18 protein-coding genes are annotated in these 19,448 nt (G+C 43.1%); all 18 read left to right on the forward strand.

The features are described from left to right. Positions 1 to 22: 22 nt before the first annotated feature. A complete protein-coding gene (locus C5O00_RS09715) occupies positions 23 to 952 on the forward strand; it encodes a glycosyltransferase family 2 protein (protein WP_158676822.1) in 930 nt (309 codons plus the stop codon). A gap of 117 nt (positions 953 to 1,069) precedes the next feature. After that, positions 1,070 to 1,999 (forward strand): NAD-dependent epimerase/dehydratase family protein, encoded by a 930-nt coding sequence (locus C5O00_RS09720; protein WP_105216674.1) that lies wholly within the window; start codon positions 1,070 to 1,072, stop codon positions 1,997 to 1,999. Further along, positions 1,983 to 3,011: a glycosyltransferase family A protein gene (locus tag C5O00_RS09725; RefSeq protein WP_105216675.1), complete on the forward strand. Its 1,029-nt coding sequence runs from the start codon at positions 1,983 to 1,985 to the stop codon at positions 3,009 to 3,011. The genes C5O00_RS09720 and C5O00_RS09725 overlap by 17 nt, the downstream gene beginning before the upstream one ends. A gap of 39 nt (positions 3,012 to 3,050) precedes the next feature. Next, positions 3,051 to 3,734, forward strand: a complete 684-nt coding sequence (locus C5O00_RS09730; protein WP_105216676.1) for a sulfotransferase family 2 domain-containing protein — start codon at positions 3,051 to 3,053, stop codon at positions 3,732 to 3,734. Between the two features lie 9 nt (positions 3,735 to 3,743). Further along, positions 3,744 to 4,661, forward strand: coding sequence for a glycosyltransferase (locus tag C5O00_RS09735; RefSeq protein WP_158676823.1), 918 nt, complete (start codon positions 3,744 to 3,746; stop codon positions 4,659 to 4,661). Positions 4,662 to 4,668: 7 nt separating this feature from the next. Further along, positions 4,669 to 5,808, forward strand: coding sequence for a glycosyltransferase (locus tag C5O00_RS09740; RefSeq protein ID WP_105216678.1), 1,140 nt, complete (start codon positions 4,669 to 4,671; stop codon positions 5,806 to 5,808). A gap of 6 nt (positions 5,809 to 5,814) precedes the next feature. Further along, positions 5,815 to 6,885, forward strand: a complete 1,071-nt coding sequence (locus C5O00_RS09745; RefSeq protein ID WP_105216679.1) for a glycosyltransferase family 2 protein — start codon at positions 5,815 to 5,817, stop codon at positions 6,883 to 6,885. Between the two features lie 99 nt (positions 6,886 to 6,984). Further along, a complete protein-coding gene (locus tag C5O00_RS09750; protein WP_105216680.1) occupies positions 6,985 to 8,145 on the forward strand; it encodes an acylneuraminate cytidylyltransferase in 1,161 nt (386 codons plus the stop codon). Then, positions 8,138 to 9,013: an N-acetylneuraminate synthase family protein gene (locus tag C5O00_RS09755; protein WP_105216681.1), complete on the forward strand. Its 876-nt coding sequence runs from the start codon at positions 8,138 to 8,140 to the stop codon at positions 9,011 to 9,013. The genes C5O00_RS09750 and C5O00_RS09755 overlap by 8 nt, the downstream gene beginning before the upstream one ends. Positions 9,014 to 9,022: 9 nt before the next feature. After that, a complete protein-coding gene (locus C5O00_RS09760; protein ID WP_105216682.1) occupies positions 9,023 to 10,432 on the forward strand; it encodes a glycosyltransferase family protein in 1,410 nt (469 codons plus the stop codon). Beyond that, the gene (locus C5O00_RS09765) at positions 10,429 to 11,238 is read left to right on the forward strand and encodes a hypothetical protein (RefSeq protein ID WP_105216683.1); all 810 of its coding nucleotides are present in this window, start codon (positions 10,429 to 10,431) and stop codon (positions 11,236 to 11,238) included. Before C5O00_RS09760 ends, C5O00_RS09765 begins: the two co-directional genes overlap by 4 nt. Positions 11,239 to 11,256: 18 nt before the next feature. After that, positions 11,257 to 12,405: a glycosyltransferase family 4 protein gene (locus tag C5O00_RS09770; RefSeq protein ID WP_105216684.1), complete on the forward strand. Its 1,149-nt coding sequence runs from the start codon at positions 11,257 to 11,259 to the stop codon at positions 12,403 to 12,405. Beyond that, on the forward strand, positions 12,402 to 13,934 hold the full coding sequence (locus C5O00_RS09775; RefSeq protein WP_105216685.1) for a glycosyltransferase family 2 protein: 1,533 nt from the start codon (positions 12,402 to 12,404) through the stop codon (positions 13,932 to 13,934). Before C5O00_RS09770 ends, C5O00_RS09775 begins: the two co-directional genes overlap by 4 nt. Next, the gene (locus C5O00_RS09780) at positions 13,931 to 14,929 is read left to right on the forward strand and encodes a glycosyltransferase family 2 protein (protein WP_105216686.1); all 999 of its coding nucleotides are present in this window, start codon (positions 13,931 to 13,933) and stop codon (positions 14,927 to 14,929) included. The genes C5O00_RS09775 and C5O00_RS09780 overlap by 4 nt, the downstream gene beginning before the upstream one ends. Then, a complete protein-coding gene (locus tag C5O00_RS09785) occupies positions 14,926 to 16,041 on the forward strand; it encodes a glycosyltransferase family 4 protein (protein WP_105216687.1) in 1,116 nt (371 codons plus the stop codon). Before C5O00_RS09780 ends, C5O00_RS09785 begins: the two co-directional genes overlap by 4 nt. After that, complete coding sequence (locus C5O00_RS09790; RefSeq protein WP_105216688.1) at positions 16,038 to 17,108, forward strand: glycosyltransferase family 4 protein; 1,071 nt, start codon at positions 16,038 to 16,040, stop codon at positions 17,106 to 17,108. The genes C5O00_RS09785 and C5O00_RS09790 overlap by 4 nt, the downstream gene beginning before the upstream one ends. Beyond that, entirely contained in the window at positions 17,095 to 18,453 is a 1,359-nt protein-coding gene (locus tag C5O00_RS09795) for an O-antigen ligase family protein (RefSeq protein WP_105216689.1), read from the forward strand. The genes C5O00_RS09790 and C5O00_RS09795 overlap by 14 nt, the downstream gene beginning before the upstream one ends. Continuing rightward, positions 18,419 to 19,438, forward strand: coding sequence for a glycosyltransferase family 4 protein (locus C5O00_RS09800; RefSeq protein ID WP_105216690.1), 1,020 nt, complete (start codon positions 18,419 to 18,421; stop codon positions 19,436 to 19,438). Before C5O00_RS09795 ends, C5O00_RS09800 begins: the two co-directional genes overlap by 35 nt. Positions 19,439 to 19,448 lie beyond the last annotated feature (10 nt).

Below are 19,448 nucleotides of genomic sequence, written 5' to 3' on the forward strand. Positions count from 1 at the left end.
CACACCAAATCTAATGAACCCCATGGTTTCCATAATCATCCCAACCTACAACCGAGCTTCGCTGCTAAGGGAAACCCTGGAAAGTATCTTAGACCAAACGTACCAACAATGGGAATGCCTGGTGGTAGATGACGGCAGCACCGATGATACAGCCCGCCTCGTTTCCCAATTTATGGATAAGGATAAGCGATTTCGCTATCTGCAAAGGCCCGAGGACCGACCAAAAGGTGCAAACGCGTGCAGAAACTATGGTTTCGAGCATGCCGGAGGATCCTATATCAACTGGTTTGACAGTGACGATCTTATGCATGAAGATAAACTAGAATTGCAAGTGGCTCAATTGGAAGCCGGTGATAGCGATTTCTCTGTGTGCCAGACCATGGTCTTCGAAGAACAAATAAGTAACAAAATTGGCCTGCGCAACAAAAAGCTAAGTTCGGAAGATCCCTTTAACGACTATGTTTCTCATAAGATAAAATGGCTTACCCAGGCCCCGCTCATTAGAAAGAGTTTCCTGGATAGATCCGGCTTAAAATACGACGAGGAAATTCAGCAGTCGCAGGAATTGTCTTTTTTTTCGGAAGTTCTCGCTATGGGTGCTCGATATGAGACCATAGACCAACCTCTGGTGTATTTCAGAAAACATGCTAACAGTATTTCGTTTGGAAATCCTTCGGAAGCAAAACAGTATTCCAGCTGCCTGGTGCGGCTACGGATATTACTGCGGCATTCAGATAAATTAAAGGACGAGGCGCGGCAGGTGGTCATCAAAGAAATGTTTACCTATTTCCGGGAACTTTTAATCAGCAGGCATTTCAATTCAGCAAAAAAAATTCTAAGAGAAAACCATCAAAGCAAAGAGGTACTAAGCTGGGAGGAAAGATGGCGTATGCACCTGGCCTTTAACAGTTATAAATATTTTAAAACAGGGTATAAGTTGTTGAGAATTTGAAGCAATTCTTCCTAATTCTGCGGTTCTCTTTTTTAAAAAAGTCATAATTTACATGCCAGTAGGAAGCAATACAATGATACCAAAAGGCCTATTTAAAAGCCCGGAAAACCAAGCTATATGACAACAATATTGATCACAGGAGGCGCAGGAAATATTGCCAGTGCCCTGGCGTCTAAACTTGCTGAGGATAAAGACACCACGGTTATCATTGTAGACAACTTACTTACCGGAGATACCAGGAAAGTCCCTAAAGTAGACAATGTTAGTTTTATAAAGGCCGACGTGAATAATTATAACGATATCGTACCGGTATTTGGGCGTTACGACATAGATTATGTATTTCATTACGCTGCCGTGGTGGGGGTAAAACGAACCCTCGAAAACCCTATCCTGGTGCTCAATGATATAGATGGAATTAAAAATATCCTTACCCTATCAAAGAATTCTGGAGTGAAAAGGGTGTTTTACTCCAGTTCTTCTGAAGTGTATGGCGAACCGTTCGAGATCCCGCAAAATGAAGACACTACACCTCTCAATTCCCGTTTACCCTACGCCATCGTTAAGAACGTGGGAGAAGCCTTTTTTAGATCGTATTACCAGGAATACGGCCTGGAATACACGGTTTTCAGGTTCTTTAATACCTATGGCCCCAACCAGAGTGAGGATTTTGTAGTGCCCAGGTTTGTGAAAGCCGCTCTAAAAGGAGAACCCATCCATATTTATGGTGACGGTTCTCAAACCCGATCTTTCTGTTATGTGGACGATAACGTGGATACCTGTATTAAGACCATGCGAACCAATAGCTGTGTAAACGACGTCCTCAACGTAGGGAGTGATGTGGAAATTAGTATACTCGAACTGGCAAAACTCATCATCCATCAAACCAATTCCAGCTCCGAAATTGTACATGTCCCCGCCCTGGAAGAAGGTGATATGACGCGGCGTTGCCCCGATAATACGAAGATGAGATCCATTCTGGACAGGGAACTTATAAGCCTGGAAGAGGGACTTAACCGCTTAATTGCTTTCTATGAGGGTAGGGAATAATCCAAATAATCAGCAGGAAATAGATAAGCAGGTGGCCTTTCATCGGGCTCTCATCCCTTTATATATACCTAATGAAGAGGACGAGTATTTTCGGGATGCCTTTACCATCTTCACCTATTGTATAAAATCTCTAATCAAGACCAGTATCTCCCCTCTGAAGATCTCTGTAATTAGCAATGGAAGTGCAGCTTCGGTAAATAATAAATTACTGAACATGCAACAACAAGGCCTGATCGATGAACTTATCATAGAAACCGAAGGAATAGGAAAGATCAACAGTCTTTTAAAAGCCTTGCGCACCGTTGAAGAAAGACTCATCACCATCACCGATGCCGACGTTCTTTTTGAAAATGGCTGGGAAGAGGGTGTTTTGGAAGTGTTTGAAAATGTGCCAAGAGCCGGGGCTGTGTGTCCGGTTCCGGTTTTCAGAAAACATTATAACCTCACAAGCAACATCTGGCTGAAATATTTATTCTCGAAAAAATTAAAATTCAGTCCGGTAAAAGATCCGGAAGCCATGACCCGTTTTGCTTTAAGCATTGGGTGGCCCAGACTGGACAAGAAATACAAAGAAGTAATTGCTACCTTAAAAATGAAGAATGGAAAAAAGGCAGTAGTAGGTTGCTCTCATTTTGTGGCTACTTATAAGAGGGAGGTTTTTACCGAGATCCCAGAAGGTAACAGCCTCTTCAAGATTCGGGGCAACAGTGAGTATCTGTATACAGATCTTCCTGTGCTCAAAAAAGGGGGCTACCGACTTTCCACCTACGATAATTACGCTTTTCATATGGGGAATAAGTTAGAAGACTGGATGACAGATTCATTCGAAAAACTTCAAACCGTCGATAAAACTGAAGATCTACCGGAACTTCCGGAATTAAGGAAACCATTCATTGGTCCGGTATTTAAAGAAAAGGTATTTGGCTTCTTACTTTCAAAAGCCGGTATGAAAAAGAGGTTTTTAAAAATGAAAGGATTGAATAAGGCGCAATGTGAAGCCTTATCTTCCTAACAGAAAGCCTAGGTCACAAATCGCTAAAACGAGCATCTATTGATCTCACACCAACATAAATGTATTTTTATTCATATCCCAAAATGTGCGGGCACGAGTGTAAAGTATTTTCTATATCCCAATCAAAAGATAGATTGGTTTGAGGCTAATTACGAGGTGGTTCATGGCTGGTGCCCAAAACGAAAGTTCTTTATGCAACACGCCACGGCAAAGCAGCTCGTAGAAACCGGCCTGGTGACCACACAACAATGGGAAAGTTATTTTAAGTTCACCTTTGTTAGAAATCCTTGGGACAGGGCGATCTCCGATTATTTTTGGCTTCAGAATGACAGGAAAATAAAGGATAATTTTAGCAATTATCTCGATAAGGCCGGTAAATTTAAAACTGTATTGACCGAGACCGGGGAAACCCATTATCGGGGAGATCACTTGACGCCCCAATCCCGGTTTTTCGATGAAAAAGGAACCTATGCTGTAGATTATATGGGTAGGTTCGAGAGTTTCGAGAACGATATGCAACATATAGTAAAGGCACTGGGGATACAACAGGATTTCGATCTGCACATAAATGCTGCCAGGAAGAATCGCAGGCATTATTCCAGGTATTATTCTGATGCGTTGATCGCAAAAGTGGCGAAATTATATGCAGCCGATATCGAACGTTTTAATTACCAGTTTGACGACCAGAGAAAATTTGCGGACAAGTTCCGAACCCTTAAATAATAACACATTTTGAGCACGTCTCGTCCACACTTAAGTGTTTTTATCCTCACCTACAATCAGAAAGAGGTGGTGGGAGAGATGCTGGAAGGAATTCTTCGGCAGCAGGGGCCATATACCCTCGAACTGGTTATTGGGGACGATGCGAGCAGCGACGGTACCCTGGAAATTCTACAAGATTATCAACAAAGATATCCGGATAAGATCAAACTACTAGCTTCTAACAAGAATATGGGGCTTATCCATAACTTTATGAGAACTCTGGCAGAATGTGATGGAAAATATATCGCGATTTGCGATGGTGACGATTACTGGACAGATCCTTTCAAGATCAAGAAACAGCTGGATATTCTTGAAGAACAGGAGGATGTAGACCTGGTCTTCACAGCAAAAAATAATCTGTTTCCGGATGGAAATCTAGTTGCAGACCCGCGGCCGGATATAGCCGAGGTAACAGATTTCTCCCATCTTATACGTGAAAATTATATCAGTTCGGTGAGCAGTGTTTTTAGAAACCGAACCAGGGAAAAACAAGTGCCTCAATGGATACTGGAACTTCCTTATGGTGACTGGCCACTATATCTGTGGACATTGGTAAATGGCGGAAGGATCGTCTATCTTAAAGATATTACTGCGGTTTACCGTATGGGGATCGGTCAATCTGCGTCCTACCGCTCTAACGAGATCGCAGCCATAGCGGTAAAACAAAAGATTCTGCGATTTATGTTAAGCGATCCTCATTTCAGCAGTAAAAGAAAAGAGATAAAACAAAGTCTGGAGGCCACCTGCCTCAAACGTGTAAACGAATATAATCGCCGCAAACAACGATTCAGGGCTTTTGCCGAAATGCTTTCGATATTTGTAAGGAATCCATCTTTAAAATCCCTCAAACATTATCTTTACTCCTTAAATCAATCTTTTAAACACTAACCCACCTATGAAGATCCTCATGGTTTCCATGAATTCCATCCACTTCAGGCGATGGACAGCCCAATTGAAAGATTCGGGTCATGAGGTGCATTGGTTCGACGCCACAGACGGAGACCCCATCCCACAATTGGACTGGGTCCCACAGCATCAGGGGTGGCGCTACAAAGGTGGAAATTTTAAGGGACGAACCTTTATCAAAAAACAGTTGCCGGCTGTCCACAAACTCTTTGAAAAGGATATGGCAGCTGCTTTCCATAAAGTCCTGAAAAAAGTGCAGCCGGATGTGGTGCACAGTTTTGTTATGTATAAATGTTCGGTACCCATTTTTCCGGTGATGCAGAAATATCCCAAAATTAAATGGATCTATTCCTCCTGGGGTAGCGACCTGTTCCATTTTAAGGAGTTGCCCGAGCATCTGGCAGATCTTCAGAGGGTTTTACCCCATATTGACTATCTGTTCACCGATAATATGAGAGATCATCATATTGCTCAGCACCTGGGTTTTAAGGGAGCATTCTTAGGGGCTTATCCCGGCGGTGGTGGATTCAGGATAACAGATTTTCAGAAATTTATAAAACCGTTCAACAAGCGGAAAAGTATCCTTATAAAAGGCTATCAGGGAAGATCGGGCAGGGCATTAAATGTACTGGCATCCCTGGAACATATTCCGGAGATCCTGGAGCCCTATGATATCGTTCTCTTTGGAGCTGATGATGAAGTTGTCAATTATGTGGAGTCTAATGATTTTCTTCGGAAACATATACAGATCGCTTCAACAAAAAAAGCCATGGTCTCACACGAAAAAGTATTGCAACTGATGGGGGAAGCTCTTTTGTATGTTGGGAACAGTGCTTCCGATGGCATGCCAAATACCCTTCTGGAGGCTATTGTCATGGGTGCCTTCCCCATACAATCCAATCCCGGAAATGTGAGTAGGGAGGTTATCGAAGATGGCGTGAACGGCTTGCTCATCAATGATCCGGAAGACGAAACCCATATTGCGGCACTTATCAAACTTGCACTGCAGGGCAGGGAGATGTGCGAAAAAGCCTTCAGGATCAATATGGAACTAAGGGCTCGCTTCGATTACGATACCATAAGGAAAGAAGTGTTAAATTGCTACAGCCAAATAGAAAACGAAATCTAAGAACGGGTGCTTACACTAATCTATCCATACCGAAACCGAGACCTGGAAAGGGTAAAAAGATCCCTGGACTCGTTGAAGTCGCAGCGCGATTCGAATTTTCGGGTAGCCTTTGTAGATTACGGTTCTCGTGCTCAACTGGCTTCAGAAATAAAAAAACTCATAGGTACATACGCCTTTGTAACCTATACGTACCATCCCGTACAACATCAGCCCTGGAATAAATGCAAAGCGCTCAATAGCGTAATAAAGACCCAGGAGGGAGGCTATTTTTTTGTAGCCGATGTCGATATGATCTTCCACCCCGATTTTATCGCGAGGGCAAGGAGTATGCAGCACCCGGATATGGCGGTTTATTTTAAAGTTGGTTTTCTTTCGGAAGAGGAAACTGCCAAGAATCTGCCATTTTCAGAATACAAGATCAAATTTGAGAGTGACGAAGGTGCTACCGGCCTTACCTTAATGCCTGTAGATGCCGTAAAGAAATTGAGGGGATTCGACGAGTTCTATCATTTCTGGGGATCGGAAGATACCGATATGCATGTCCGACTTAAAAACAGCGGTATCCCGGTTAGCTTTTATAGTGAAGAAGTATTAATGCTGCATCAATATCATGTGATCTACAGAAACAGAGAAGACAAAGCACTCACCGAAGAACTAAGGGTGTCCAATATCGTCCGAATTAATCACAGGCATCTGCAAACGGGGATGGCAGCCGGGAGAACCACGGTGAATCCTCAATCCTGGGGCATTATACCTTCCCGGGAGGATATGGAGCAGCTTGACGGGGCAGAAACAGAGCTCATGTCCAACACAGCCGATGAGGTAAACGAATTTCTGTTTGCGAGGCTACCCCAACTCGAGCCGGGGGTTCATGCTTTTAAGTTCGTTCAGAAAAAAAAGAAGGGAGCCAAACAACTTATAAAACAGACCTTAGGTAAGCATGACGTCCCCACGATTGATATGAAACAGCTTAACGACCAATTATTGCTTCACCTTATTGCTCACCACAGGAACGCTCCTTACAGTTTTGTAGTGGATGTGAAAGAACCATCTTTAGAGCTGCGAATAAAGTGCTGAAACATTCGTTTTAAATAGTGAAAATCACTGTTAACAAGTTAATGAGGCCAACCTCACCAATCCTAATATAAATTTTATCTTAGCGTTAAAGTCGGTACCATGGCGAAAGCAATCGGATTTATCCCCTTACGAAAAGGCTCTAAAGGCATAGTAAATAAGAACCGAAGGAAAATGGCAGGACGCCCGTTATTCAGTTGGGTACTTACAGAGGCCATATTCTCTAAACTGGATACCGTTTATGTCTATACAGATGATGAGGTTGTAGAGGCCTATATTAAAGCCAACTACCAATGGACAGATAAGGTAGAGGTCATGCAACGGGGTGCTCATACCGCTACAGACGATGCTAGTACAGAGGCGGCCATCCTGGAATTCTGTGAGACGATGAAGTACAACTTCGATACCTTTTGCCTACTGCAAGCCACCTCTCCACTCACTCGTTCGGAAGATATAAACGCCTGCCTTGAAAAACAGGCTTCGGGTTACGATTCGGTGCTAAGTGCAGTGCGAACTCACAGGTTTTCCTGGAATGAAGATGGTACCGCAAAAAATTATGATTATACCAACAGGCCTCGTAGGCAGGATTTCGACGGACTGCTTATAGAAAATGGTGCTGTGTACATTAGCTCCGCCCAGGCATTGAAAAACAGCGGCAATAGGCTTAGTGGGAAGATAGGCCTGGTAGAAATGAGCGCAGATTCTTACCATGAGATCGATGAAGAGAGCGACTGGCAACTGGTGGAGCAACTACTGCTGGACAGGCTTAAAAAGTGCAAACAGCAATCGCGGATTTCGTATCTTATCCTGGATGTGGACGGGGTGTTTACAAGTGGCCATGTTTCCTATACAGAGGATGGCGAATTAACCAAAGAGTTCGATATGAGGGATGGCATGGGTCTGGAGATCATACGCGAACTGGGAGTTGAGGTAATGGTTATGACTTCGGAAGACTCGGCCCTGGTTGCCAGCAGGATGAACAAATTAAAGATCGAACATGTCTTTATGGGTGTAAAGGATAAGTACAGCAGAATGCAGCGCCTTATGCGAGACATGAATATCACCCCGGGAGATATTGCCTATGTGGGTGACGATATTAACGACCTGGCCACTATGTGTACGGTAGGCTGGTCGATGGCCCCAAATAATGCCATGAATATAATAAAACAGCACGCCGATATGATTTTGAACGAAAGTGGCGGTGCAGGAGCGATTCGCGAAGCATGCGAATTCATCATTAAATATAACAAACGCTATGAGTAAGTACCCCAAACCTTTTGTGATAGCCGAAATTGGCTGTAACCACAAAGGAGATATGGAATTAGCCAAAGAGCTTGTGAAGGTGGCAAAGATCTTCTGCAACGTGGATGCGGTGAAATTTCAGAAGAGAAATAATAAAGAACTGCTTACCGAAGAACAGTACGAAGCGCCACACCCTAACCCGGTGAACTCTTATGGGGATACCTATGGAGCGCACAGGGAATTCCTGGAATTCTCTGTAGAACAGCACGCCGAATTGAAGTCGTATTGTGAAGAGATAGGGATTGTTTACTCCACCTCGGTGTGGGATCTAACCTCGGCCCGGGAGATCGCATCCTTAGATCCTCAATTCATCAAGATCCCTTCGGCCTGTAATAACCATTACGAAATGCTGGGATGGTTATGTGAAAATTATACCGGGGAGATCCATATCTCCACCGGGATGACCACAAAGGATGAGATCGCTTCCCTGGTAGCATTCTTTTCTGAAAAAGGCAGAAACAAAGACCTGGTGCTTTACAACTGTACATCCGGATACCCAGTGCCTTTTGAAGATGTGTGTTTGCTGGATATCTCACTTTTAAAGGAGAAATATGGAGATAAAGTAAAGCATGTGGGATTTTCGGGTCATCACCTTGGGATAGCTGTCGATATTGCTGCCTATACCTTGGGAGCACCTATTATTGAAAGACATTATACCCTGGACCGTACCTGGAAAGGTACAGATCACGCGGCATCTTTGGAACCCATGGGTTTACGAAAGCTAAGCAGGGACCTCAATGCCGTGTATAAAGCACTCACTTACAAATCTACAGATGTGCTTCCCATTGAAGCGGTTCAGCGCGAAAAACTGAAATACAAAAAGGTATAATAGGACAGTATGAGAGGTAAAAAAGTATTTATACTTTTTCCGGATGGTGTTGGCTTGCGAAACTTTGCATTTACTCATTTCAAGGAAATTGGCGATGAGATGGGATTCGATATCACCTATTGGAATAACACCGTTTTTTCATTGGATAAAAATCTAGGCTATCCGGAGGTCGTTATCAAAAATACCGCTGTCCATCCAAAAACCGCGGTACTGAACAGGGCCAGAAAACGGGTAGAATTAAAACTTTCGGAAAAAAGATTCCAGGATCCTGTTTACAAGACCTATACCTTTCCATTGGTTTGGAATAATTTTAAATCTTTTCTGAAGTCGGCTTACGTACTTTATCATCAAACTTTTTCGAGTACCCAAAAGGGGTGGCAGCGTATTGTAGACAAGACCTATGCCGCCGAGCGCAGCACCGCACGCTACAGGGAATGTGTGGCTCAACTGCAAGAACATCGTCCCGATATGGTTTTCAGTACGACCCAACGCGCCACCCAGGCGATCGCTCCCATCCTGGCAGCACAGGATCTTGGGATCCCAACGGCCTGCTGGATCTACAGCTGGGATAACTTACCGAAGGGGATGAGTACGATAGAAACCGACTATTATTTTGTCTGGTCCGATCTTATGAAAGATCAGTTATTACAATACTATCCCAAGATCAGGGAAGAACAGGTCTTTGTTACGGGAACGCCACAGTTTGAACCCCATTACGATACAGGCCTGGTGATGTCGAGGGAAGCGTTTTGCAGCGAGTACAACCTAAACCCGGAGCGTCGCTATATCTGTTTCTCGGGAGATGACCAGACTACCTCACCGCTAGATCAATATTACCTGGAAGATACGGCAAAAGCTGTGAGTAGGTTAAGGGACGAAGGCTACGACCTAGGGATCATTTACCGCAAAGTGCCAATCGATTTTTCAGATCGCTACGATTTTGTGCTGGATGAATTTAAAGACCTTATTACTCCTATCGATCCATTATGGAAACAGATGGGCGATCGCTGGAACCAGGTGATGCCTACCAAGGCAGATTACAAATTACTGGTAAATACCTGTTACCATTCAGAATTGGTTGTAAATATTTGTTCCAGTATGGTGTTCGATTTTGTGGTGCACGACAAGCCCTGCATCTACCCGAATTACGAGCAGCCCCAACTTAAAAAGGGTATTCGGGACATTGGGCAGAATTACAAGTACGTACACTTTAGGTCCATGCCTAATGATGCCGTGGTATGGGCACTAAGTAAAGAAGAGATCTACAACGGGATAAAAGCTATCCTGGATAAGGAAGTAGATCCCGTTCCTGTGGCAAAAAGGTGGTATGGTGTGGTAAACATAGCTGAGCAACCGGAAAAGGCCTCGGAGCGAATATGGGAGGGAATTGAACAAATCCTTCAGAAAACACAAACATGAGAGAGCTCGAACAAAAGATCATCTTCCTGAATTCGTATTCTCCACGAAGTGGGCATAATTTTGTTTCGGAGGTTTTCAAGATCTTTTCAGATCATGAGGTGCTTATTCACAACAGGAGTGAAACCAGGCTTTCAACATTACTAAAATCGTACTATGAGGTCTATGACAGGACGATCTCGCAACAAACCGATAAAGAATTCATGGATCATTTGTTCATAGATGGTTTACGGGAAAGGATCCTTGAGAAATCCGATAGAAAATATGTGATGATCAAGGATACCACCTTTGAAGGAAAAGATATGCTTCCCCGGGTATTCCCGCATGATATTCATGTTATACTCCTTCGCGATCCAAAAGGAGTATACAACAGCCTGTTAAAGGGAATGAAGTTTCAGAAAAAAGGATGGAAGAATCTTACGAAACGTCTTACCTTCCAGTTGGGGATCTACCCCTACTATTTTTGCAGGAAAGCATCCGGGAGGGTACTTAAGATATTGCCTGATCTTACACGACATAAAGTAGTTAGATATGAGGATCTGCATGAGAAGGACGAAAAGACCTTAGGCCTATTAAAAGAGCTTTTTAGCTGTGATAAGAGCATGGCGCAAATTAATAAGGAAATAGATGCAATCGCAGTGATAAATACATCCTTTATCAAAGAAGTAGGTGCAGAGAAGGTATGGGATATGAAACAGAAGAGCGATCGGTTCGATCCTGTGAACAGAAAAGGCAACCCTTATCTGGTTAGAGTGGCAATTCGCTATGGATCCAGAGCTCTACGAAAGAAATTAAATTATTTAAATTAATATATAACCATCTTTAATATGCATCTGGGCTTCGTAACATCCGAATATCCACATCCTCGTATAAGCAGAGCGGCTGGAATTGCGACGAGCTTAAAGAATCTTGTGGATGCATTGGTAAGAAGGGGTGTTGAGGTGAGCATTTTTGTGTATCATGAAAAAGAAGATGCTGTATTTACTGAAGATGGGATACGGTTTCATCTACTAAAGAAGCGGCATTACCCTATACTGGGATGGTATCGATACAGGAAGCATATTGCGGCCTATGTGAATAAGTTTGTAAGGTCTGATGGTATAGACGCCATTGAGGCTCCAGACTGGACCGGAATTACTGCCTTTATGAAATTGGACGCACCTCTTGTAATTCGATTTCATGGCAGCGACACCTATTTTTGTTATCTGGATGGTCGTGTTCAAAAATGGAAGAATAAATTCTTCGAGAAACAGGCCGTAAAACGAGCAGTAGCGTTTATTGCTCCTACTACCTTCGCGGGGCAGGAGAGTGCCAAACTTTTTGGTTTACCCAAAGATAAAGTAACTACCATACATTATGGGTTGAACCTGGCCGATTTCAGGAATGAGGACCCGTCTGAATTCACGAAGTATCGCCTGCTAAATATTGGTACAATCATTAGAAAGAAAGGTGTGTTTCAACTCGCTGAGATGTTCTCAAAACTCGTTGCAGTAGAGCCACGCGCCGAACTGATCCTAATAGGTTCAGATTCGGGAGATATGAAAACCGGTTCAGAGTCTACCTGGGAGGTACTTCAGTCGCACTTCAGTGATGAAGCAAAGAAAAGAGTGAAATACGTTGGAAAGATACCCTATAGCGAAGTGAAGCAGCACATACGAGATGCACATGTTTGCGTGTTTCCATCACTGGCAGAAACACTGGGGATGGTGACCATAGAGTCGATGGCATTGCAGAAGGTGGTTGTGAACACCAACTACGGGTGGGCGGAGGAGCTGATCGACCACGGTGTAAACGGGTATAAAGCAGATCCCAATGATACGGATGCCTATGTAAAGATCATCACAGATCTTTTTCCTTCGGAACAGAAGACCCTTGAAATTGGGAAAGCTGCGCGAACGAAAATCGAGAAGGTATTCGATATGGAAAAGATCGTCCAGACGAATATTGAATTCTACGAACAAATAATAAGTCGATGATCTTGCTCATCCACGATACGCGAAAAGTTACCGCTATAGATGGCCCGGTGTCCGGGCTGGAAGATCTGCTCAACAAGCCGGTAGCGAGTGCTATTTTTTCGGTGGCCCGGGAACATCCGGATGAGATCATCGGTTGGTGTGTGGACGGGCTACAAGATCAAATGGATAAAGAGGCTCTTCCTCGATTGCTCTATAACAGGAATATGATGTTAAGTTATTCGGTAATCGGCTACCATTACTTGCCTTCCGGAATAGGATATGTTGAAGATTCACCATATATCGAGTTTCCGATGAATGTTCGTTACCCAACCTGGCAAATGAGCGCCGAAGCAGGTGTGGTATATGGCTCCGTTTTAAATAAATTTTCTTCCTTACCCTTCAGCAACGAACAATTTGGTTATGTATTAAATTCAATTGCCAGAATTGGGCAATCGCAGGGCCTTCTTTGTTATTCTGAACCTGAATTACTCACGCGTGGATCTGTGCCAGAGATTAGGATACCAACAGGGAATAGAGCTCAGTTGTTTAAATTCGTTGCCCATCATTATAAGTCCCGTTGGGTACTTTTATTATTTCTGAATTACGGGGTGTTTGAAGGAAAGTGGTATCTATGGTCGCTGATAAGAGCTTTATTGCTTTATCGTAAGCGATCGCTAAAGATCGAAATGGATCATGTACAGAACTCGTTACCTATTGGGGTTCCTAATGAGATGGATGTGATCATCCCCACGATTGGTCGAAAGGCGTTTTTGCATGATGTATTGAAAGACTTAGCTGAACAAACCTTACTGCCGGCAAAAGTTATAATAGTAGAACAAAATCCGGATCCTGACAGTAGTTCGCAATTGGATTATCTTCACAACTCGGCCTGGCCATTCGAGATCGATCATCATTTTACCCATCGAGCAGGTGCCTGTCATGCCAGAAATCTTGCGATTAGCAGGACAACGGCGCCCTGGGTGTTCTTCGCCGATGATGACAACCGGATGCGCCCAGAGACCCTTACGGAAGCAATTCGTATTTTATCAACTTTACGTAGTTCGGCTTTAACAAGTTCGTATATTCAGGAGGGAGAGCGTAAGTTGGAACACCTTATGCGACAATGGCCTACGTTTGGTGCAGGTAACAGCTTTGTGCCGGGAGAAATTGCAAGAAAGATACAATTTGATCTCAGGTTGGAATTCGGTTATGGAGAAGATAAGGATTACGGCATGCAGTTACGCAAAAGTGGGGTAGATGTGATCTATCATCCCTTCGAAGTTAAACATCTTAAAGCACCTATAGGTGGCTTCAGAAAAGAAATAGAAAAACCATGGGATACTACTGCAATTGAACCTAAACCTTCGCCAACGGTATTGTATTTTAAATTTAAACACCGTAGTGCAGAGCAAATAAAGGGGTATAAACTCATGTTGTTTCTGAAGTATTACCGGGAACAGGAGATATTGAATCCGTTAAGATATTATACAAACTTTAAAAAACGCTGGAATGAAAGTGTGAGTTGGGTTAAGAAAATGAATACCACATGAAATTCAGTCTTATCATATGTACTTATATGCGGCCGGATCCGCTTTTAAAACTTCTGCGATCCGTAACGGAGCAAACCCTTTATCCCGATGAGATCTTGATCATTGATGGGTCCACAGACAAACGTACCAAAAATGCTATAGCCTCTCATAATTTTCCTTCCCTTAGATATTATAAAGTTCCCGAAAATGAGCGCGGACTTACCCGACAGAGAAACTATGGAATTGAAAGAGTATCAGACGATATAGAAGTGGTCTGTTTCCTCGATGATGATACTGTTTTAAAACCCGAATATTTTAAAAATTTGCTGGAGACATACATTCAGTTTCCTAAGGCCCTGGGGGTAGGTGGGTACATTGTTAACGAGGTAGCTTGGAATAAGACCCATGAGAACGAGACTATGGACGATTCTTATTTTGTGTATGACGGGTGGGCCCGAAAGGACGGATCTCGTTATGTATTACGAAAGAAACTTGGGTTGGACAGTGACAAAGCGCCGGCATGTTTCCCGGGCTTTGCCCATGGGCGCAGTGTTAGTTTTTTACCCCCCAGCGGTAAAACATACGAAGTAGAACAACTAATGGGTGGGGTTTCGTCTTTTCGGAAAAAGGTTCTGGACGATCATAAATTTTCTACATATTTTGATGGTTACGGGCTCTATGAGGATGCCGATTATACGCTGAGAATCTCAAATATTGGTAAGCTCTATGTAAATACTACGGCACAATTGTATCATTATCATGAAGCCTCCGGCAGACCCGATTCATTTAAATACGGTAAAATGGTGGTAAGGAACGGCTGGTATGTGTGGCGGGTGAAATTTCCGAAACCCGGGATAAAGGATCGAATAAAATGGAATGCTACGGCCTTACTGTTAACCTTGGTGAGAATGAGTAATGTTTTAACCGGGCCCGATCGGCAGGCTGCCTTCTACGAATCTTTGGGTCGCGTTACAGGATGGTGGAGTTTACTAATAAATAAACCACGAAAAGTATGACGCTGGCTATAATATCTCATACCACTCATATTCGATCTTCAGGTCGCTGGTTTGCCTATCAACCCTATGTTCGTGAAATGAATCTTTGGACAGCGCACTTTGAAAAAGTATTGATCACAGCTCCTATTGATGAAAAAGAGCTACCTGTGATCTTTTCTTCCTATGATCATGATAACTTATTCGTTCGGCCGGTACCAGCAGTTGCCTTCAATTCGGTGTCGCAGATTTTTAGGGCACTTTGGTTTGCACCCAGGATATTTTCGGCTGTATATACCAGTATGAAAATGGCAGATCATATACATTTAAGGTGCCCCGGGAATATTGGTTTAATTGGTTGTTTGGTTCAGATTCTATTTCCGAAGAAACAAAAAACAGCCAAATATGCCGGTAACTGGCAACCAGGAGCAAGACAACCCTTGAGTTACCGTTTTCAAAAATGGGTACTGTCCAATACCTTTCTAACCAAAAACATGAAAGTACTCGTATATGGAGAGTGGCCGGGACAATCACAAAATATAGTGCCGTTCTTTACGGCCAGTTATACGGAAGAAAAATTAAAGATGGCCGTTGACATTAGCCACGAACCCCCTTTCCGCTTTGTATTTGTGGGCACCCTGAGTGAGGGTAAGCAGCCCTTGTACGCATTGAAGCTGATAGAGGATCTTTACAGAAAAGGGCAGAAGGTGCAAATTGATTACTTTGGGGATGGCCCGGAACGTGCAAATCTTGAGAATTATATTGAAGAACAGGCTCTTTCAGAAATTGCTACTATTCATGGGGCTGTGAAACCTCAGGAGTTGGAAGAATTTTATCGCGCATCTCATTTTTTAATACTACCCTCCAGATCTGAAGGCTGGCCAAAAGTGGTGGCAGAAGCAATGTTCTGGGGGCTCATACCTATGGCATCCCCGGTTTCCTGTGTACCTTGGATGCTGGATCACGGTAATAGAGGAGTATTACTAGAAATGGACAAGGAGATGGATGTAAATAACATTACAACATTATTAAACGATACTACGAGACAGCGAGAGATGTCTTCACAATCCATAAAATGGTCCCGGCAATATACGATCGATAGCTTTGCCGAAGCAATTAAAAAGTTAATACTGTGAAGGTTTTACAACTCATAGATTCTTTATCCACAGGCGGAGCCGAACGAATGGCCATCACCCTGGCCAACGAGTTAATGCGTGAAGGCATAGACTCGCATCTTTGTGTGAGTAGGAAGGAAGGTTTACTTAAGGAAAGTATTAGTGCGAAAGTTGGATATGTATTTCTGGGTAAGAAAAATGCGTTAGACCTTCCTACTTTTAAAAAATTGCTTCGTTATGTAAGGCAGAAGAAAATAACTGTGATCCATGCACATAGCACAAGTTATTTTTGGGGAGCTATGGTGAAGAGAATGATTCCCTCGGTTCGGTTGGTCTGGCACGACCATTATGGAGATAGTGAACACCTCTCTGAACGAAGGTATGGTATGCTAAAACGAAACGCAGGCAGGTTTGATGCGGTCATTTCGGTAAATGAAAAACTAAAACATTGGGCAGAGCAGACTCTAAAATGTGAGGAAGTTCATTTTGTAAAGAATTTTGTTACCGATGGTTCATCGGTACCGGCAGAGATCGGGCTACCGGGGAAGGCGGGAGGCCGTATAGTTTGTCTGGCCAATCTCAGGCCACAGAAAGATCATTTTAATCTTTTGAGGGCCTTTAACAAGATATCGGCGGAGGTTGAGGAAGCTTCACTTCATCTAATTGGCGGGCATGATAATCCCGGGTATATTGAAGAGCTTAAGGCTATGCTCACAGATAACACCATGAAAATGGTATATTTTCATGGTGCACAGAAAGGCGTACAAGCCTTGCTGAAGGAAGCCGATATAGGGGTGCTGTCGTCGCGTTCGGAGGGACTACCAATAGCCTTATTAGAATACGGGATGGCATCGTTGCCCGTAGTATGTACCAATGTTGGACAGTGCGGGGAAGTGGTTAGTACTTTTGGAAAGATCGTACCGTCCGGAGACTCCGCTGCCCTGGCCTCGGAAATGAAGTTTTATTTAAATAATCCCGAAACCGCATTAAATGATGGACGGCATTTCAGGGAACACATAGAGAGGAATTATTCATTTAAAGCTATATTGCCACAATTATTAGAGATCTACAAAGGTGAGAACCGTTAAGCCCATAAAACGTATAACCTACATCCAATTGCTTATTCTGCATGCAGGTATCGCGGTAATTATTTTTTTATTCGAATCCTTTGCTCAGTTGTATTTCGTGGGAGTTCTGGCGTATTTCTTATTCAGGACCTTTGCCAATTACAACAGAAACGACGAAGTTTTATTTGCAGCTGCTTATATTACCGGCTTCGAGGTTTTTTCCCGAATGACGGGTGGGGTAGGTATCTCTTATGAGTTTGCCAAATACTCGGTGATCGGGTTTATGTTCCTGGGGATGTTCTATAGGGGAATCAACATACGTTCATGGCCGTACTTTATTTTTATACTCCTTTTGGTACCCGGTATCTTGTTTTCAGCCATCAATCTTAATTACGATACCAATGTTGCGAGTGCATTGAGCTTTAATTTAAGTGGTCCGGTGTGTCTTGCCATAACAGCACTTTACTGTTATCGCAGGAAAATATCTGCCATTAAGTTCGAACAACTGCTACTGGCGATTTTGTTACCAATAGTTTCAATGACCGTTTATTTGTATTTGTACACACCCAATATACGGGATATACTATCAGGAACTCATTCTAATTTCGAAGCTTCAGGTGGATTTGGTCCTAACCAGGTTGCAACGATCCTGGGTCTTGGGATGTTTATTTTGTTTACGCGTTTGCTAACCATAAGAAGCAGACTGGTGAATATTGTCGATCTTATCTTATTAGCAATTGTAAGTTACAGAGGTATTATTACATTTTCACGAGGAGGTATCATTACAGCTGCGGTAATTGCAGGTGTGTTTGTGATCTTTCATTTTATTCGTTCGGATGTAAGAACCCGAAGTGCTCTCATACCAAAGATATTGTTCATAGGAGGTGTTATTCTACTCACGTGGTTATATTCGTCTGTTTCTACTTTTGGCCTGATAGACAAACGTTATTCCAATCAGGATGCTGCGGGGCGTGTAAAACAGGATATCTCAACGGGGAGGGCAGAATTGCTAAAGAGTGAATTACAGGCGTTTTACGACGCACCCTTAACAGGTATTGGGGTAGGAAAGATCCGTGAATATAGATTTGAAGCAACTGGGAGAATTTCGGCTACGCATAACGAGGTGAGCAGGCTCCTATCGGAACATGGTTTGCCCGGATTGTTCGCACTCACAATTTTGATCATTACTCCTATTTTCCTGCTGCTGAGTAGTAAGCCAAACAGGTATTTGCTACCCTTATTCTTTTTCTGGTTGCTTACTATCAATCATTCCTCGATGCGAATTGCTGCACCCGCGTTTATTTACGGGTTAGCCCTAATTCAAATAATACATGCCAAACCAAAAACTCTTATACATAGGAAATAAACTGGAGGCCTCCGGGAGCACAGTTACCTCCATTGAAACTTTGGGTTCATTATTGGAACAAGAGGGTTATACGGTTTATATGGCTTCCACCAAACCTAATAAAATATGGAGATTACTGGATATGATTTGGGCAGTACTTCGGTATAGAAGAAAAGTAAGCTATGTCCTTATCGATACCTATTCGACCCAGAATTTCTATTTTGCGGTAACTGTTGCGAATATCTGCAGATTGGTTGGACTGCCCTATATCCCTATCTTACGTGGTGGGAATCTACCGGAGCGACTACGTAACAATAGACGACTTTCCTGGAAATTATTTAACGGGGCTAAGATCAACGTATCTCCTTCGGCATACTTAATGGAGGAATTCAAGAAAGAGGGCTACAATAATTTAATTGAGATTCCCAACAACATCGTCCTGGAAAACTACCCTATCCGGCTTCGTCCTGATCCAAAACCTAAATTACTATGGGTACGATCCTTTGCCGAGATCTATAACCCAGCGCTGGCCCTTGAAGTTGTAAAGCTGTTATTGAAGAGCGATTATCAGGCCAGTTTGTGTATGGTAGGGCCGGACAAGGATGGTTCGCTGGAGCGCTGTAAAAATATTGCTGCTGAAGCCTCGTTACCAATTAAATTTACCGGCAGATTAAGTAAAAGTGAATGGATCGACCTTTCCAAAGACTATGATATATTTATCAATACAACCAATTTCGATAACACTCCTGTAAGTGTGATAGAGGCAATGGCCTTAGGCCTTCCGGTAGTAACCACCAATGTGGGAGGTATTCCGTATCTTTTAGAAAATAAACGAGACGCTTTGCTGGTGGAACCAAACGATGCAGATGCTATCTGTGAATCGGTTATCTCACTAATAGAGAATCCGCAAACGGCTGTGCATCTTGCTAGGAATGCCCGGAAGAAGGTAGAAAAGTTTGATTGGGAGGAGGTCAAACATTTATGGTTCAGAATATTGAAAGCATAAAATATTAGTA

It is taken from the genome of Pukyongia salina (assembly GCF_002966125.1).
In the GTDB taxonomy this organism is placed as follows: Bacteria; Bacteroidota; Bacteroidia; order Flavobacteriales; family Flavobacteriaceae; genus Pukyongia; species Pukyongia salina.

Bases quoted from the DNA above. Each gene is read 5' to 3' on its own strand.
- C5O00_RS09715 (WP_158676822.1), top strand. From the start codon at position 23: ATGGTTTCCATAATCATCCCAACCTACAACCGAGCTTCGCTGCTAAGG.
- C5O00_RS09720 (WP_105216674.1), top strand. From the start codon at position 1,070: ATGACAACAATATTGATCACAGGAGGCGCAGGAAATATTGCCAGTGCC.
- C5O00_RS09725 (WP_105216675.1), top strand. From the start codon at position 1,983: ATGAGGGTAGGGAATAATCCAAATAATCAGCAGGAAATAGATAAGCAG.
- C5O00_RS09740 (WP_105216678.1), top strand. From the start codon at position 4,669: ATGAAGATCCTCATGGTTTCCATGAATTCCATCCACTTCAGGCGATGG.
- C5O00_RS09750 (WP_105216680.1), top strand. From the start codon at position 6,985: ATGGCGAAAGCAATCGGATTTATCCCCTTACGAAAAGGCTCTAAAGGC.
- C5O00_RS09755 (WP_105216681.1), top strand. From the start codon at position 8,138: ATGAGTAAGTACCCCAAACCTTTTGTGATAGCCGAAATTGGCTGTAAC.
- C5O00_RS09760 (WP_105216682.1), top strand. From the start codon at position 9,023: ATGAGAGGTAAAAAAGTATTTATACTTTTTCCGGATGGTGTTGGCTTG.
- C5O00_RS09765 (WP_105216683.1), top strand. From the start codon at position 10,429: ATGAGAGAGCTCGAACAAAAGATCATCTTCCTGAATTCGTATTCTCCA.
- C5O00_RS09770 (WP_105216684.1), top strand. From the start codon at position 11,257: ATGCATCTGGGCTTCGTAACATCCGAATATCCACATCCTCGTATAAGC.
- C5O00_RS09775 (WP_105216685.1), top strand. From the start codon at position 12,402: ATGATCTTGCTCATCCACGATACGCGAAAAGTTACCGCTATAGATGGC.
- C5O00_RS09780 (WP_105216686.1), top strand. From the start codon at position 13,931: ATGAAATTCAGTCTTATCATATGTACTTATATGCGGCCGGATCCGCTT.
- C5O00_RS09785 (WP_105216687.1), top strand. From the start codon at position 14,926: ATGACGCTGGCTATAATATCTCATACCACTCATATTCGATCTTCAGGT.
- C5O00_RS09800 (WP_105216690.1), top strand. From the start codon at position 18,419: ATGCCAAACCAAAAACTCTTATACATAGGAAATAAACTGGAGGCCTCC.